This is a genomic window from Crossiella sp. S99.2 (assembly GCF_023094165.1).
Taxonomy (GTDB): domain Bacteria; phylum Actinomycetota; class Actinomycetes; order Mycobacteriales; family Pseudonocardiaceae; genus Crossiella.
Genome location: NZ_JALMDK010000003.1, coordinates 857,671 through 873,432, shown reverse-complemented (window position 1 = coordinate 873,432; position 15,762 = coordinate 857,671). Strand labels below are relative to the sequence as shown.

The following is a 15,762-nucleotide window of genomic DNA, read 5'->3' as shown; positions in this document are numbered from 1 at the left end:
GGACTCTTGCGTGCTTCAGAAACCACGTTGACCGGGCTGATCCAGGGCCAGCGCCAGTTCCAGGTGCCGCTGTACCAGCGGACCTACTCGTGGACGGACAAACAGCTCGAACTCCTGTGGGAGGACGTGCTCAGCCAGGCCGAGCCGCCACCGGCCGGGCCGACCCACTTCCTGGGCTCGGTGGTGCTGGCGCCCTCGCCGCGCAGCGAGGCGGGCTTCGAGCAGTGGGTGGTGGTAGACGGACAGCAGCGGCTCACCTCGCTGAGCCTGGCGCTGGCCGCGTTGCGCGACCATCTCGGCGAGACCGAGCGGATCAACGACCTCTACCTGCTCAACCGCTACAAACACGGCGACGACCGGCTGCGGCTGCTGCCCACCCAGGCCAACCGGGACAGCTACCGGAATGCGGGTCAGTGTGCCGGGCTCCAGCCCGGTGGTGAAGGCCCGCGCGGCAGGCCGGTCACCGCCGAGCGACCTTGGGCGGAAAGTTGACCAGCAGGTGCACGTGGGTGGCCTCGCCGTTGAACTCGGCCAGCTCGCACTCGAAGTCGCCACAGACGGGCCCGCATGATCTCCGCTAGCCGGGTCAGGTGTCGGCCGCTGAACACCTTGTGCCGGTACTTCGTGACGAACACCAAGTGTGTGAAGCATGAAAACACAGTGGCGACCAGCACGAACACCCTCATGATCGGCTATGAAACCAACTTCATAGAATGGCGTGGTGCAGCTGCGGTACAACTACCGCGTCGAACCGACGCCGGGCCAGCAGATCGCGTTGGCCCGCGCGTTCGGCTGCGCACGGGTGGTGTTCAACGACGGACTGCGGGCACGTCAGGAAGCGCGAGCCGAAGGGCTGCCGTACCTGTCCGAGGGCGAGCTGTCCAAGCAGGTCATCACCCAGGCCAAGGGCACGCCGGAGCGGGCGTGGCTTTCCGAGGTGTCCTCGGTCGTGCTGCAACAGGCCCTGGCCGATTTGAACGTGGCCTACCGCAACTTCTTCGCCTCGGTCTCAGGTAAGCGCAAGGGCCGCAAGGTCGCGCCGCCACGGTTCCGGTCACGCAAGGACAATCGGCAGGCCATCCGCTTCACGAAGAACGCCCGGTTCAAGGTCTTGGACAACGGCCGCCTGAGGCTGCCGAAGATCGGCGACCTGCCGGTGCGCTGGTCGCGTCGGCTCCCTGCCGATCCGTCCAGCGTCACCGTGATCAAGGACGCGGCCGGCCGGTATTTCGCCTCGTTTGTCGTGCAGGTGACGGAGGATCCGTTGCCATCCTCGGATTCTGCGGTGGGGATCGATCTGGGTTTGACCCATTTCGCGGTGCTCTCGGACGGCACGAAGGTTGCCGCACCGCGTTTCCTGCGGCAGGCCGCGCGCAGGCTCGGCAAGTTGCAGAAAGCTCTGTCGCGCAAGGCCAAGGGCTCGAACCGTCGCCGCAAGGCCGTCGTCGCGCTCGCCCGTGCCCATGCTCGGGTGGTCGACACACGCCGGGACTTCCAGCACAAGCTGTCCACGACGATCATCCGCGATAATCAAGCGGTCTACGTCGAGGATTTGTGCGTGGCCGGTCTCGGCCGGACCCGGCTCGCGAAGGCTGTGCACGATGCGGGCTGGGCCAGCTTCACCGGCATGTTGGAGTACAAGGCCGCCCGGTATGGGCGCACGTTCGCCAGGGTGGACCGGTTCTTCCCGTCCACCCGGATGTGCTCGGACTGTGGCCGGGTCGGCGACAAGATGGCGCTCGAGGTCCGGTCGTGGGACTGTCCGTGCGGCAGCACCCACGACCGGGACATCAATGCCGCCAAGAACATCAAGGCCGCCGGGCAGGCGGACTTCAACGACCGTGGAGCGCGGGTAAGACCAGCAGCGGTGCCGGCACCGCGCGGCGAAGCGGTAACCCACCCAGACGCTGCGTGTTCCACGCGCCGCGTGGAGGGAATCTCCGTCCTTCAGAGCGGAGAGGATGTCAACGGAGCTGTCTGCTGGACGGCCAGGCCACCGGCGAGGATCGGCTCGCCGCGGCCTACCGGTACTTCCGGCGGCGGCTGGAACGGCTGACCGATCCGGCCGCGCTGGACCGCGTCGAGCAGTCGCTGACCACCCGGCTGAGCCTGGTGCTGGTCACCGCGGACCGGGGCGACAACGTGCACCGGATCTTCGAGTCGCTCAACAACACCGGCCTGCGACTGAGCCAGGCGGACCTGCTGCGCAACCACCTCTTCATGTGCCTGCCCACCCAGGCCGAGCGGATCTACACCGACCTGTGGCTGCCACTGGAACGGGATCTGGGCGACCGCCTCGAACAACTCATGTGGCTGCACCTGGTGCTGACCGGCGACGAGCGGGTCCGGCGGCAGGATCTGTATGTGGCGCAACAGGAACGGCTGCACCGGGCGGGCGGCACCGAGGCGGCGGTCGAGTCCTACCTGCGTGAGCTGACCCGCCGCGCCCCGCACCTGCGCACACTGACCGAGCCCGACCGCGAGCCGGATCAGGCCGTCCGCGACAGCCTGCGGCGCCTGGCGAGCTGGCCGACTACCGCGGCCTACCCGGCGCTGATGGCGTTGCTGGAGAAGCGCGAACTCGGCGAACTGTCCACAGTGGACCTCGCCACCGCGCTGGGGTACATGGAGAGTTTCCTGGTCCGCCGGATGATCTGCAAGGTGGCGCCCAACAGCCTGGCCCGGATCTTCGAGGATCTGCCTGCCCAGCTGCCCGCCGACCAGCCGGTGGCCGACGGCGTGCGCTGGGTGCTCTCCGGTCAGCGCCGCTCCTGGCCGACGGATGAGGAGTTGCGCACCGCGATCCGGACCAAGCGGTTCTACCAGCAGGGCCAGCCGGCCCAGCGCAAGCTGGTGCTGCAACGCCTGGAGGAAAGCCACGAGCACCCGGAGCCGGTGGACTTCGCCAAGGCCAAGCTCACCATCGAGCACGTGCTGCCGCAGACTCCGACCCAGGAGTGGCTGGACGTGCTCGCCGAGGACGGCGGCGACCCGGTGGAGCGGCACCGGGAACTGCTGCACACCCTGGGCAACCTGACCCTGACCGCGGTCAACGCCACCCTGTCCAACCACCCGTTCCAGCGTAAACAAGACCTGCTGGCCGCCAGCCACCTGGAACTCAACCGGCAGATCGCGGGCACCAGCCGTTGGGGCGCCGGGGAAATCCTGGCCAGGGCGGAGGATCTGGCCGACCGGGCGATCCGGCTGTGGCCGGGACCGGTCGGCGCGCACCAGGTGGAGAAGGCCAGGGACTGGAGCCTGCTGCACCGGGCGCTGGCGGCCCTGCCGGCAGGCGGGTGGACGACCTACGGCGAGATGGCCGCGCTGATTGACTCGCACCCGCGGCCGGTCGGCGTGCACCTGGCCAACACCCCGGGTGTGGTGAACGCGCACCGGGTGCTCGGCTTCGACGGCCGGGTGTCGGCCACCTTCCGCTGGGCGGACGCGGATCGCGGTGAGGTCCTGGACGTGTTGCGAGCTGACGGCGTGCGCCTGGACGAGCACAACACGGCCGATTGGGATCAGTGGCTGTCCGCGGCCGGCATCGCCGAACTGCTCGGCCTGGACGCCACCGGCCTGGCAGGGGAGCCGGAGGATGCCGACGACTACGACATCTACTCGGGACGGTTCGAAGAGCAGCTGGAGATGTGCAACCCCGCCGATGAGGTCCAAGGCGTGGACGCCCTGCTCTCCTGCTGGCTGGAGCTGGGCGGCAGGTTCGGTTTCGGCGACGGAGCCAAGGTGACCAGCTGCTTCCTGTTGCTCGACCGGCCAGGGCGGAAACACGTCTGGCCGTTCACCATCTACCCGACCTACGGCGCCGCCGGGTACATCGAGGTCGTTTTCCTGCACCTGGCCACCCGGGAGCCGTTCACCGACCCGGCGATCCGCGACGAACTACGCCTGCGGCTCAACAAGATCCCGGGCATCGACATCCCGGCGAGCAAACTCGCCCTGCGCCCCAGTTTCCCGCTGACCGTGCTGGCCGACCCGGCCAACGTGCGAGCGCTCGGCGAGATCCTCCGCTGGTTCCGGGACACCGCCGAGCGCTGATCGGCTCAGCCGACCGAGTGCGCCGCCATCCGCTCGGCCAGGCCACGCCGGTCCGCACCGGCCACCGGGCCCGGTGAGCCGACCGCGGTCGCGCCGCCGGCCAGCGCATCGGTGACGAACCGGGCCACCAGCGCCGGGGCCGGGGTCAGGTCCGCGCCCAGGCTGGCGATGACCACGGGGGTTTCGGCCGGGTCGGTTTCGACCGCGACCAGCCAGCCGTGGCGTTCGGTCCAGGTGAGCATCAGGTCGTGGCCGGGCAGGCCGGGCCAGCGACGGGTGAGAGCCAGGTAGGCCGTTGCCGTGTCGGTGACCTCGCACAGCGCGCCGTCGGTGGAGACGCCCAGCGCGGCGGCCACGGCGTGCACGTAGCTGGACAGGGCCTGGGACAGCGGCGGAGGTTCGGGGGTGGGCTCGGGGTTGGGCAGACCGAGCATGGCCAGGAGGTCGTGGCGGTCCTGCGGATCGGTGGCGTGGCAGGCGACCGTGCGGGCGGCGCGGACCTGCTGACCGAACTCGACCCGGCTGGCGTGCGCCCTGGCTTCGGCGAAACCAGTGCTGGCTGGACGGGTGGACTCGCTCATGCTGGCTCCGTTTCCGGACTGGCCGGGTTCGCCAGCGTGTTTGATTGTGATGGGGAGACATTACCGCTGCTTGACCTGGGAGCAAATGCGAGTCCGCTCAGGTCAGCAAGCGGTAACCGTGCGGTAACGGTGTCGGCCCCGCCGTCATCGGCCCGGTATGGGCACGCCGGCGGCGCGGAGTTTGGCCTCGGTGAGCGCGGTCAACCTGGTCCAGGCCGGGGCCTTGTCCATGTTGTGGTAACTGATCAACCCGTGCCGGGCGGCGGGGTCGGTGCGGCCCTGGAAAGCGGTCACAATGGCCAGTCGCGCGGGGTTGGCGAGGTAGTGCTCGGCGGTGGCGGTGGCGAGTTCGTCCAGCCGGGGATCGTCCGGATCCCAGTCCGCGCTGGCCCAGCCGAGCCGTTGCAGTTCGACGAAGCGGGGGTCGTCCAGGGCCGCCGCTACGTTGCCGAGGTAGGTGTCGAAGTCCTCCGGGACCAGGGCCCTGGCCAGCACCAGGCCCTCCCGGACGATCGCCAGATCCGCCGCGGTCATGCCGAGTTCGGCGAGCCGGTCCAGCAGGGCGAGCGCGCGTTCGGGCAGCAGGGCCCGGTCGCCCTCGGTGAGCCGGTGCAGGGTGTCGCGGCGCGCGGTGAGGTCCTCGATTTGTTTGGTGAGGCGGCGTTTGACGTCGTCGAGGGCGGCGGCGAACTGCTCGGTGCCGGCGTCGAGCAGCGGCCTGATCTCAGCCAGGGGCACGCCGGCGGTGGCCAGCGTGCGGACCTGGACCAGGCGCAGCAACTCGGCCGATCCGTAGCGCCGGTAGCCGGAGCTGTCCCGTTGCGGCTCGTCGACCAATCCGTGCCGGTGGTAGTGCCGCACGGTCTTGATCGTGATGCCGACGAAGGCCGCTGCCTGGCCGATCGTGACGCCGTTGGTCATCCGGTGAGGATGGACCCTGCCCCGGGGTCAAGGTCAACCCGCGGCGCCCGACTTGCCAAAACAGCAAGGAACTTTGCCAAGTCTCCGGGGGTAGGCGCACGGTGGGGCCATGACAACCAACGTAGATGTCCTGGTCATCGGCGGTGGGGCGGCCGGACTCAGCGGCGCCCTCACCCTGGCCCGCGCCCGCCGCTCTGTGCTTGTGCTGGACGCGGGCGAACCGCGCAACGCCCCCGCCGATGGCGTGCACGGCTTCCTCACCCGCGAGGGCCTGCCGCCTGCCGAACTGGTCGAACTGGGCGCGGCGGAGGTGCGTGGCTACGGCGGGGAGATCCGCCAGGCCACGGTCACCGCCGCCCGCCGCACCACCACCGGATTCGAGGTCGACACCGCCGACGGCCAGCGGATCGGCGCGCGCCGGCTGCTGATCACCACCGGCCTGACCGATGAGCTGCCCGAGGTCCCCGGGGTGCGGGAACGCTGGGGCCGGGATGTGCTGCACTGCCCGTACTGCCACGGCTGGGAGGTGCGGGACCAGCCGATCGGCGTGCTCGGCGGCGGCCCCAACACGATGCACATGACCCTGCTGCTGCGGCAGTGGAGCGCGGATGTGGTGCTGTTCCGGCACACCGCACCCGAACTGAGCACCGCCGAGCGTGCACAGCTGGCCGCCAGGGACATCGCCGTGGTCGACGGCGAGGTGGCCGGGCTGGAGATCAGCGCGGACCGGCTCGCCGGGGTCCGGCTGGCCGATGGCCGGGTGGTGCCGCGGCGGGCGATCGCGGTGCTGCCGAGGTTCGCCGCCCGCGCCGGTTTCCTCACCGATCTGGGGCTGGCGCTGACCGAAAACCCGATGGGCGAACACCTCCAGGCCGACGGTCGCGGGGTGACCTCGGTGCCCGGGGTGTGGGCGGCGGGCAACGTGACCGAGCTGATGGCCAGCGTGGTCATGGCGGCCGCCGCGGGCATGGCGGCGGCCACCTCGATCAACGCCGACCTGGTCGAGGAGGACACCCGGCAGGCGGTCGGCCGCCGCGCGTTCAGCCCCGAGCACGAGTCCCGGCTGGCCGAACTGGTGCTCGGCGACCGCCGCCACGGCCTGGCCGGTCAGCTTCAGCCGAACCCGATGTGAGTCAGCCAGAACTCCAGCAACGCGGTATCGCCACTGAGGTCGATCCCGTTGCCGGAGAAGGACTTCCGCCGGTACAGCGCCAGCAGCAGGTCGGTCAGCGGGGCGCGGACGGTGACCGCCGCCGCGCTCCGCCCACGGCCGGAGACGATCACCTCGCCGGTGAGGTCGACGAACCAGGCGGCGTCGGCGTCGGTGGCCTCGAAGGCCAGTGTGCGACCGGGGGCGAGCAGCTCGCGCTTGCCCGGGTTGTAGTCGAAGTGCTGGGCCAGCGAGTCCAGCCACATCCACTCGTCGACCGTGTCCAGGGCGACCTCGGTGGCCACGGTGAACGGGATCCCGGCGGCCAGGGTCGCGTCGGCGCGGTGCATCACCGTCTCGTGCGCGAACCGCCGGGCCCAGAAGTCGGTCCCGCCGCCCGAGGTCAGCGGGGTCCAGACCGTGACGCCGGGTCCGGCTGAGCGCAGTGCCTCGGACAGTTCGGCCGCACCCTCGACCAGCCAGTCCACGGGCAGTGGCCCGGAGTCGTCGCCGTCGAGTTTGCGCATCAGGTCATCGGGCAGGAATTCGGTGGCCCGGGTGCGGATGATCTCCGCGGCCCAGCGGTGGCCGAAGCCGATGTGCCGCACCAGGCTGCCCAGGGTCCAGCCGGGGCAGGAGGGCACGGGGGCCCGCAGGTCGGCACCGGCCAGCTCACCGAATAGTTCGGTCTGGACGTGGATCTCGGCGGCGTGGCGGTGGAAGTCCATGGTGGCCTCTCGTGATCGGGTGGTTCTCACGAGCTGGTCGGAGCCGGCATGGCCGTCTCGACATCGGTCCGAAGACAATCTCCGGCCGGGACCCGCGCTATCGCCGCACCAGCGGCAACAGCACCTCGTCCACGATCTGCCCGCGCAACTCCGCCGGCATTGGCGGGCCGTGCAGCAGGAAGTGGTGCAGCACCAGCGCCGGACCGGCCGCCACGACCTGGGGCGTGATCGCCTCCGCGGGGATCTCCCCGCGTTCGGCCGCGCGCCGCAGGACCTGGGTGAGCAGGCGGTTGCGGCCGCTGACCATGGTCTCGCGCAGGTCCCTGGTCAGCTCGGGATCGCGCAGGGTGTCGGTCAGGATGCCGCGCACCGCCTCGCCGACCGGGCTGGTCAGCCGCTGGGCCAGCAGGTCGAGCGCGGCGAGCAGGTCGGCGCGCAGCTCACCGGTGTCCGGGATCGGTTCGGTGGCCTGCGCGGTGTGCCGGATGGCGGCGGCGACCAGGTCCTGCCGGGTGGGCCAGCGGCGGTACAGCGAGGCTTTGCTGGTGCGGGCGCGCTGGGCCACGCCGTCCATGGTCAGCCCGGCGTAGCCGACCTCGGCGAGTTCGGCCAGGGTGGCCTCGACAATGGCGTTGAGCAGCACCTCGCCGCGTCGGCGCGGACCGCGGCGGTGATCCACCGGCTGCTCCACCACACCCCCGCTTAGAGTCCGTTGCGTTCTCTATCGCGGCAGCCTACCGTGGGAGATAGTGAACTGCGAGTTCTCTATCTGATGGGGGAGTGGTTATGCGAGTGTTGTTCGTGGCCTCGGCGGGCGTGGGGCACGCCTTCCCGATGGTGTCGCTGGCCAGGGCGTTCGTCGCCGCCGGGCACCAGGTGCTGTTCGCCACCACGGGGGAGGGCCTGATCGTCGGCGAGGCCGGGTTGCCGGTGGCCGACGTGTCGCCCGGCATGAACCGGTCGGTGATGATCGCCAAGATGCGGGCCGAGCACCCTGAGTTGGTGCAGGCCATGCAGGCTGGCCGGATCGGCGATTTACGGGAGACGGCCGCGCTGATCGGCGTCCTGGTGCGGCTGCAGGTCGACGGGGTGATCGAGGTCGCCCGGCAGTGGCGGCCGGATCTGGTGGTGCAGTCCCAGGCCCAGCACACCGGACTGATCTGCGCCGGCGCGCTGGGCATTCCCTTGGTAGAGCACAACTTCGGCCTGGTTCGCGCGACCGGACTGGACGAGGCCCTGCGGGAGAGCCTCGCCGACGTCTTCGCCAAACACAGCGCGGAACTGCCCGAACGCCGCACCATCCTGGACGTGGCGCCGCCGAGCATGGTGGAGACCTCGGTCGGCCGCCCACTGCGCTACGTGCCCTACAACGGCGCCGCCCCCGCTCCCGACTGGCTGGCCGAACCGGCGCGGCGGCCGCGGATCGCGGTGACCCTGGGCTCGGTCGCGCCCACGGACAGCGGAATCGGCCCGGTGCAACGGATCCTGGCCCTGGCCGGGGAGATCGACGCCGAGTTCGTGCTCGCCCTCGGCGCGGTCGACCCGGGCCCGCTGCCCGCCAACGTGCGCGGCACCGGCTGGCTGCCGCTCAACGCCCTGCTGCCCACCTGCGCCGCGATCGTGCACCACGGCGGCGCGGGCACCACGATGACCGCGCTGGACGCGGGCGTGCCGCAACTCGTGCTGCCCAGCGGCTCGGACCGCTACGTCAACGCCGCCGGGGTGCACGCCAGGGGAGTCGGGTACGCCGCCGAGGAGTCCGAAGTGGACAGTGCGCTGCTGACCCGGCTGCTCACCGAGGACAAGCTGCGGGTCGAGGCGGCGGCGGTGCGGGCGGAACTGCGCGCGATGCCCGCCCCCGCAACGGTCGCGGCCGAACTCGCCGAGTGGGCCAGCTGACTCAACCCGGCCAGGGGCAGGCCAGATCGCCACCGCACCGGCAGGCCACCGCGACGCAGCGCGCGCACAGCGTCCGGTGGCAGTGCCCGCAGACCGCCAGCTCGGCGAGCTGTCCGGCCGCCCGGCAGTCCCCGCAGTGCCGGGTGCTCGCCAGCAGCGCGGGCGCCGGGGATCCGCTGTGCGCCAGCAGTTCCAGCGCCACCGGCGGCAGCCGCCCGGCCCAGCGCTGCGCCGCGATCAGGTCCAGGCGGAGCAGCGGATCATTCGGCCGGCCGTCGGCCACCCACAGCTCCGCCCGGTTGACCAGCCGCGCGGTCAGCCCGCGATCGGCTGGATCACGGTGCAGCGCAACGGCTTCCAGCATAGCGCGGTCGCGGTGGTGGACCGGCAGGCGGGCGAGTGCGCGGCGCCGGGCCAGCTCGGCGCGGCCGGCGGCGTACTCGTACTCGCCGCGCTGGAAGGCGGCCTCGGTGAGCAGCGCGAGTTTCGTCAGCGAGGTGCTGCTGCTGATGGTGCGGAAGTGCTCGCGCAGGCCCCGCCACTGCGCGTCGGCGGTCACCGGACCGCGCCGCCCGGCCAGCACGCAGTCGATCAGGGCGATCATGTCCAGGGGAGTCGGGCCCAGCACGTCGAGCAGGTGCGCGAGTTCCGCGTGCTCGTCCGCGGCCAGCAGATCGCCCAGCCGCAGCAGCAGCCAGCGCGTGCTTATCCCCGGCGCCGGGTCCCGCACCGGCTGGGCGGCGACCGTGGCGGCCATGCCGGGCTCGCCGGAGATCAGGTAGTACAGCCGCATCGCGGCCCGCGCCGAGGAGTTCTCCCGGTCCGCGGCGTAACTCCGGCGCACATACGGCAGTGCGCGCTCGGGATTGTCCAGCAGCAACCACGCCTGGGCGAGCACCGCGGCGTCCGGCTCGTGCTCGAACTCGCCCACCCGCTCCCACTCCTGCGCCGCCGCCAGCAACCGTTGCAGGTCAACGGCTTCGCCGGTCATCTCGACCAGCTCCACCAGCGCCTTGACCCACAGGCAGAGGAACCCCAGTGCCACCGCGTGCGGCAGGCCGGCCTCGCGCAGGGCACGGGTGCTCAGCTCCTCGATCCGCAGCAGCGCGGGCACGGTGCCCAGTTCGTAGAGCCGGTGGCATTCGGGCAGCCAGGCTGTCCAGCCCATCGACTGCCGGATCATGGCCACTCCGGGCCGCCGCGGCCAGGAGTCCAGGAGGTCCGGCAGGGTCTCGATCGGGTACCACGCCACCGGCCGGTCCGCCCCGAGCAGCGGCCCGTCCGCGGTGCCGAAACCCAGGTGCTGTCCGCACACCGCGATGATCCGCTCGACATCTGGCCGCGCACCCGGCTCCTCAGTCAGGGCCTGTCCGACCAGTTCGGTCAGCCAGTCCCAGCCGTCAACCAGGTCCAGGCCGTCGCGCAGGGTCCGGCCCCAGGCCCACACGTCCATCGCCGGATCGGCCGCCGCCCCGGCCAGTTGCTCGGGCGCGGCGTAGGCGGCGGTCAGCCGCCAGCTGGTCGGCCCGCCCGCCGGGACCATGGTCTCCAGGTCTGACAACACCGTGCGCCAGCGCGGTTCCCGCCCGGTGAAGCCCTCATCGCCGTGATCGAACAGCACATTCTCCGGTTTGACATCCCCGTGCACCAGCCCAATCCGGTGCAACTGGTGCAGCGCACAGGCCAGCGCCAGCCCGTGATAGGCCAGCTCATCGACGCTGATGTCCTTGCCCGCCAACCGATCCCGCAGGCTGCCGCCAGGGCAGTGCGGCAGGCACAGGTGCTGCACCGGCCCGCCCGGCACCCCCAGTACCTCCTCGATCGTCAGCACTCCGCCGAACCCGTGCCGGATCAGCCGCAGTGCCTCGGCCTCCCGCCGGGCCAGCTCAGCCGCCGTGACGACCTCGGATCCCTTGAGCACGAACAGTTTACCGTCCGAACGGCGTCCTAAAAGGACAGTCGGGGCCAGTTCCGCGACGATCTCGTAGCCGCCGATCCGGTCCAGCGCCGGGGCCTGCCGCAACGCCGCCGCGGTGGTCAGCGCGCGCGGGAAGTACGGCGCGGCGAAGGGATCGGCGAATCGTCCGCTCATGCGACGTGCAGGGCCGCGAAGGCGGTGCAGACCACGGCCCAGCGTTGCTGGTGGAAGGTGATGGTGTCCTTGATCAGCCCGCTCAGCTCCTGGCCGAGTTCCCCGTCCAGGGCGCGGTAGAGGTGGTCCAGCACCGCGGTGCCGGAGGTGCGGGTCGACACGGTGATGGCGGCCGCGGCGCCCTGCGGTGGCCCGGTGCGCGCGATCTCCCCGGTCGGGAAGTACTTCAGCACCGCCACCGCGAACGCCCGCTCCGGCGCGCTCAACGGCGCCTCGCTGAACGCCGCCGCCAGCGCGTGCACCCGCACCCGCACCGGCTCGAAGTCCACCCGCAACCGCCGCAACGACTTGGCCACCTTGCCGACCTGCTCCGTGAACCCCGCCTCGCCGTGCGCCCAGGCGTCCGGGGTCTCGTCCAGCACCGAGTTGAACATCAGCAGGTAATCCCGGTGCACCGCTTCCAGATCGGCCATTAGCCGCAGCAGCGCCGGCTGGGAATCGAATGCCTGGCCCAGCTCGGCCAGCGCCCGCCCCGCGTGCAGGTGCACCCCACCGTGCACCACCCCGGCCTGCACACTCGTCCCCGACACCTCACCGGTGATCGAGTTGTCGACCTCTGGTGGCTTGGCCCCGTCCGTGCTCATGGCGACACGGTAGTTGACCGAGACGTGGAAAACCCTGCCGCCGGAACAACTTCCGGCAGCGGGGTTGCCCAGGCAGGTCAGAGACCAGCGGTGAACAGCAGGCGGTTCACGGTGCCGCCGGTGGCGCCACCGGAGACCACGTTCGGGGTGGCGTTGCTGTTAAGCCAGTTGTGCACGGTGGCCGAGGGGGCGTCACCGAAACGGGCCTTGTACAGCGCGGCCACGCCTGCCACGTGCGGGGTGGCCATCGAGGTGCCGCTCATCGAGCCGCTGCCGCCGGTGCGCAGGGTGGAGATGATGTTGCCGCCGGGGGCGTAGAGGTCGACGCAGGCGCCGGTGCTGGAGAAGGAGGAGCGGGCGTCGCTGATCTCCGAGGAGGCGACCACGGTCGCGGTCTCCACCTTGCGCGGCAGGCGGTCACAGGAGTTGCCGCCGGTGTTGCCCGCCGAGGTCGCCAGGAACACGCCGGAGGAGATCATGTTGCGGATCGCGGTCTCCAGCGCCGCGCTGTGGTTGAAGTTCCACGAGGTGTTCGCCACCGCGGGCTTCTTCGCGTTCGCGGTCACCCAGTTGACGCCGTTGAGCATGGAGGTCGCGGTCGCGCCGCCGGAGCAGTTCATCACCTTCACGCCGTGCAGGCTGGCCTTCTTGGCCACACCGTAGGTCTTGGAGCCGATGGTGCCCGCCACGTGCGTGCCGTGGCCCTGGCAGTCGGTGTTGTTGGTGTCGATGGCGTTGTGGTCGAAGGTGGCCCGGCCCTCGAAGTCCGGGTGCGAGGGCGTGATGCCGGTGTCGATGATGTAGGCGTGCACACCCGCGCCGGTGGCGTTGTAGGTGAAGCTCTTGGACAGCGGCAGGTTGCGCTGGTCCACCCGGTCGATGCCCCAGGACGGCGGGTTGAGCTGGGTGGCGTCCAGGGCGTCGGTGACCAGCACGTCCTGCTCGATGCTCTTGACCGACGGGTCGCGGCGCAGCTGCCGCAGCTGGCCGGGGGTCAGCTTGGCGGAGAAGCCGGTGACCGCGGCGCTGAACTCAGCGGCGGGCTTGATGTCCAGCGAGCTGGTCAGGCTGCGACCCCGGGACTTGGCCGGATCGGTCACCACGATGTAGGTGTCGGCGATGGGCTGGGTGGTCGCCGAAGCGGTGGCCAGCGAGAGCGGCGCCTGGTAGGCGGGCTCGGCCAGCGCGGTGGCGGCGGTCAGGGTCGACAGGGCCGCAGCCGAGAACACGGCAAGCACACGATTGAGCGGATGCACGTAGTGGCTCCTTAGTGCACCAGCGACCGGGCGTGTCCACCGCAGGGTTGGTGAACGGACTGCCACCCGATCGTGGGTCATCCAGCAGACTGACGAGTTGGTCTGCGCAGGTCAATGGGCCTGATCAAATGTCCATCACGGTCCATCCGTTCTGCGGTGCCGCTGCCATCTTTCGGCCGAGGTGGTTCGGGGGATTGCGGGGACCGCCCCCATAAGCAGGTCCCAACCCACCCGCCCGGCCACGCTCCGTCCCCGCGTCAGCAGCCCCGCACCACTTGGGCCAACTGGCACGCCCACTTGGGCCAAACCGGCGTACCACTTGGGCCAACTCGCCGTACGAGAACGGCCAACACGCCGTCCACAACGGCCAACACGCCGTCCGGAACGGCCAACACGGTGGCGGGGCTAGGGGAGTGGGGTCAGGAGGGTGTGGCCGTCGCGTAGGGCCTGCTCGACCTGGTCTGGGTTGGGGTGGTGGGGGCGGCCTGGGCCGCGGCGGATCTCGATCTCGGTTAGCGGTGGGACCGTTTCGCAGGTCTGGCATGGTGCGCCGGGGCGGAGGTCCTGGCCGCAGACGGTGTGCCGTTGCAGGACGCGGGGGCCGTTGGGGGAGAGGTGTTTGTCGCCCCAGGCGAGCATCGCGGTCAGCACCGGCCACAGCTCCTGGCCGCGTTCGGTGAGCAGGTATTCGTGCCGCCCCGGCTGGTACTCGCTGCGTTCCAGCACGCCCGCGCCGACCAGGGATTCCAGCCGGGCGGACAGCACCGCGCGGGGCAGGCCCAGGTGGCGGTGCAGGTCGGTGAAGCGGCGGAGGCCGAAGAAGCAGTCGCGCAGGATCAGCGGGGTCCAGCGCTCGCCGATGATCTCCAGCGTGCGCGCGATGGCGCACTCCTGGTTCGCGTAGTCCGACTTCAGCGCCATGTCCCCATGCTAGCTGTCGGTTCAGTGAATGAACCACGCCTGCTACGGTTCATTCACCAGACCGAGGGAGGCTCGTGGTGACCGCCACCGCACAGTCAGCTCCGCCCGCACCCGGACTGCGCCGCACGGTCGCGGTCGCCGGGTTCGGCACCCTGCTCGTGATGGCCGTCTTCACCGCGCCACTGGCCACCCCGCGCGAACTCGCCGCCGACCTGGGCGCCGGACCGGCCGGGCAGACCTGGATCCTGAGCGCGATGAGCCTCGGGCTCACCGTGGCCATGCTGACCGCGGGCGCGCTGGCCGACGATTTCGGCCGCCGCCGGGTGTTCCGGCTCGGCGCGGTGGTGCTGCTGCTCGCCTCGGTGGTCTCCGCGCTGGCCACGGTGACCTGGCTGTTCGTCTTCGCCCGGATCCTGGCCGGACTCGGCGCGGCCGCGGTGCTGGCCTGCAGCCTGGCCCTGATCGGGCAAGCCGCCCCGTCCGGACCACACCGCGCGCAGGCCATGGGCCGCTGGGGTGCGAGCCTGAGCCTCGGGCTGGCGCTCGGCCCGGTGCTGGCCGCACTGGCCACGGAGTTCCTGGACTGGCGGGTCATGTACTGGGTGCTCGTGCTCGGCGGCGCCGTCCTGGTGACCGCCGCCCGTGGACTCACCGAATCGGTCTCCGGCCACCGTCGCCCGCTCGACCTGCCCGGCGTGCTGCTGCTGGCTGCCGGACTCGCCGCGCTGCTGGCCGGACTCACCCTCGGCCGCGGCGGCTGGCTGGCCCCGGCCACCCTGACCCTGCTCGGCGGCGGCCTGCTCCTGCTGCTCGGTTTCCTGCTCCGCCAAGCCTTCGCGGCCGAACCCATGATCGAGTTGAGTCTGTTCCGGAGTCGCGGACTGCTCTCGGCCACCGTGGCCTCCTTCGCTGCCGGCGCCGGGGTCACCGCGCTGATGTCCTTCCTGCCCATCGTGTTGCAGCGCGCCCTCGGTCTCGGCCTGATCACCACCTCGGTGCTGGTGGTCGTCTGGTCCGGCACCAGCGCGGTCGCCGCACTCGCCGTCCGGCGGCTGCACCGGCTCGATCTTGACCTTCGGCTGGGGCTCGGCATGATCATCCTGGCGGTGGGACTGTTCGCACTGGTGGCCCCGTCCCGCGTCGGGCAGGGCCTGGATCTGTTGCCGGGCTTGCTGATCGCGGGCATCGGCACCGGCATCAGCAACGCCAGCCTGGGCGTGGCCGCGGTGGCCGGCGTGCCCCCGGCCAAGGCGGGCCTGGGCGGCGGCCTCAACCAGACCGTGCGCTACCTGGGCGCGGCGATCGGGGTGACCGTGGTCTTCGCGCTGAGCGTGCGCTCGGCCGGGGCGCCGATCAGCGAGTTGCTCGACGGCTGGCGCGCCTCGGTCTACGTCTGCGCGGGCGTCACCCTGCTCGGCGGAGTCGCCGCCCTCGCACTGCGTCCGCGAGCATCGCGATAACGGGTTTACCATCGCAGTGCCGGTCGGATTACTCCGATCGGCACTGTCTGCCATTAC

Annotated in this window: 14 protein-coding genes and 1 pseudogene; 6 read left to right on the top strand and 9 right to left on the bottom strand. The window is 71.0% G+C overall.

Features of this window, described 5'->3' with window-relative positions; all coding sequences use genetic code 11:
- Positions 1-6 precede the first annotated feature (6 nt).
- On the top strand, positions 7-492 hold the full coding sequence (locus tag MZC64_RS15275; protein ID WP_308301006.1) for a DUF262 domain-containing protein: 486 nt from the start codon (positions 7-9) through the stop codon (positions 490-492).
- On the opposite strand, the pseudogene tnpA reads toward MZC64_RS15275, so the two are convergent.
- Positions 470-651 (bottom strand): annotated as a pseudogene (gene tnpA / locus MZC64_RS15270) (IS200/IS605 family transposase); the annotation flags it as partial. The gene MZC64_RS15275 and the pseudogene tnpA overlap by 23 nt on opposite strands.
- 70 nt (positions 652-721) lie before the next feature.
- Between tnpA and MZC64_RS15265 the strand changes: the two are divergent.
- Together MZC64_RS15265 and MZC64_RS15260 are read left to right on the top strand one after the other, a co-directional pair.
- The gene (locus MZC64_RS15265) at positions 722-2,056 is read left to right on the top strand and encodes a transposase (protein ID WP_247756466.1); all 1,335 of its coding nucleotides are present in this window, start codon (positions 722-724) and stop codon (positions 2,054-2,056) included.
- Positions 2,057-2,220: 164 nt separating this feature from the next.
- Positions 2,221-4,053, top strand: coding sequence for a DUF1524 domain-containing protein (locus MZC64_RS15260; RefSeq protein WP_308301012.1), 1,833 nt, complete (start codon positions 2,221-2,223; stop codon positions 4,051-4,053).
- A 5-nt stretch (positions 4,054-4,058) separates the two neighbouring features.
- Here MZC64_RS15260 and MZC64_RS15255 read toward each other — a convergent pair whose 3' ends face one another.
- The gene (locus MZC64_RS15255; protein WP_247756467.1) at positions 4,059-4,634 is read right to left on the bottom strand and encodes a DUF6292 family protein; all 576 of its coding nucleotides are present in this window, start codon (positions 4,632-4,634) and stop codon (positions 4,059-4,061) included.
- 144 nt (positions 4,635-4,778) lie between these two features.
- A complete protein-coding gene (locus MZC64_RS15250; RefSeq protein WP_247756469.1) occupies positions 4,779-5,555 on the bottom strand; it encodes a MerR family transcriptional regulator in 777 nt (258 codons plus the stop codon).
- A 109-nt stretch (positions 5,556-5,664) separates the two neighbouring features.
- Between MZC64_RS15250 and MZC64_RS15245 the strand changes: the two genes are divergently transcribed.
- Complete coding sequence (locus MZC64_RS15245) at positions 5,665-6,687, top strand: NAD(P)/FAD-dependent oxidoreductase (RefSeq protein ID WP_247756470.1); 1,023 nt, start codon at positions 5,665-5,667, stop codon at positions 6,685-6,687.
- Here the strand turns inward: MZC64_RS15245 and MZC64_RS15240 are convergent.
- A complete protein-coding gene (locus MZC64_RS15240; RefSeq protein WP_247756472.1) occupies positions 6,669-7,433 on the bottom strand; it encodes a maleylpyruvate isomerase family mycothiol-dependent enzyme in 765 nt (254 codons plus the stop codon). The two genes, MZC64_RS15245 and MZC64_RS15240, sit on opposite strands and share 19 nt — an antisense overlap.
- A 97-nt stretch (positions 7,434-7,530) precedes the next feature.
- Positions 7,531-8,112 carry a TetR/AcrR family transcriptional regulator gene (locus tag MZC64_RS15235; RefSeq protein ID WP_247756473.1) on the bottom strand — a complete coding sequence of 194 codons (582 nt, stop codon included), beginning with the start codon at positions 8,110-8,112 and terminating at the stop codon, positions 7,531-7,533.
- A gap of 107 nt (positions 8,113-8,219) precedes the next feature.
- On the opposite strand from MZC64_RS15235, the gene MZC64_RS15230 reads away from it, so the two are divergent.
- Positions 8,220-9,332 (top strand): nucleotide disphospho-sugar-binding domain-containing protein, encoded by a 1,113-nt coding sequence (locus MZC64_RS15230; RefSeq protein WP_247756475.1) that lies wholly within the window; start codon positions 8,220-8,222, stop codon positions 9,330-9,332.
- A 1-nt stretch (position 9,333) separates the two neighbouring features.
- On the opposite strand, the gene MZC64_RS15225 is transcribed toward MZC64_RS15230, so the two are convergent.
- The 4 genes from MZC64_RS15225 to MZC64_RS15210 form a co-directional block, all read right to left on the bottom strand.
- Positions 9,334-11,424: a hypothetical protein gene (locus MZC64_RS15225; protein WP_247756476.1), complete on the bottom strand. Its 2,091-nt coding sequence runs from the start codon at positions 11,422-11,424 to the stop codon at positions 9,334-9,336.
- Positions 11,421-12,068 carry a hypothetical protein gene (locus tag MZC64_RS15220; RefSeq protein WP_247756478.1) on the bottom strand — a complete coding sequence of 216 codons (648 nt, stop codon included), beginning with the start codon at positions 12,066-12,068 and terminating at the stop codon, positions 11,421-11,423. Before MZC64_RS15220 ends, MZC64_RS15225 begins: the two co-directional genes overlap by 4 nt.
- Positions 12,069-12,145: 77 nt before the next feature.
- The gene (locus MZC64_RS15215) at positions 12,146-13,324 is read right to left on the bottom strand and encodes a S8 family peptidase (RefSeq protein WP_247756479.1); all 1,179 of its coding nucleotides are present in this window, start codon (positions 13,322-13,324) and stop codon (positions 12,146-12,148) included.
- A gap of 405 nt (positions 13,325-13,729) precedes the next feature.
- Positions 13,730-14,245 carry a helix-turn-helix domain-containing protein gene (locus MZC64_RS15210; RefSeq protein ID WP_247756481.1) on the bottom strand — a complete coding sequence of 172 codons (516 nt, stop codon included), beginning with the start codon at positions 14,243-14,245 and terminating at the stop codon, positions 13,730-13,732.
- Between the two features lie 77 nt (positions 14,246-14,322).
- Between MZC64_RS15210 and MZC64_RS15205 the strand changes: the two genes are divergently transcribed.
- Positions 14,323-15,705 carry an MFS transporter gene (locus tag MZC64_RS15205; RefSeq protein WP_247756483.1) on the top strand — a complete coding sequence of 461 codons (1,383 nt, stop codon included), beginning with the start codon at positions 14,323-14,325 and terminating at the stop codon, positions 15,703-15,705.
- Positions 15,706-15,762 lie beyond the last annotated feature (57 nt).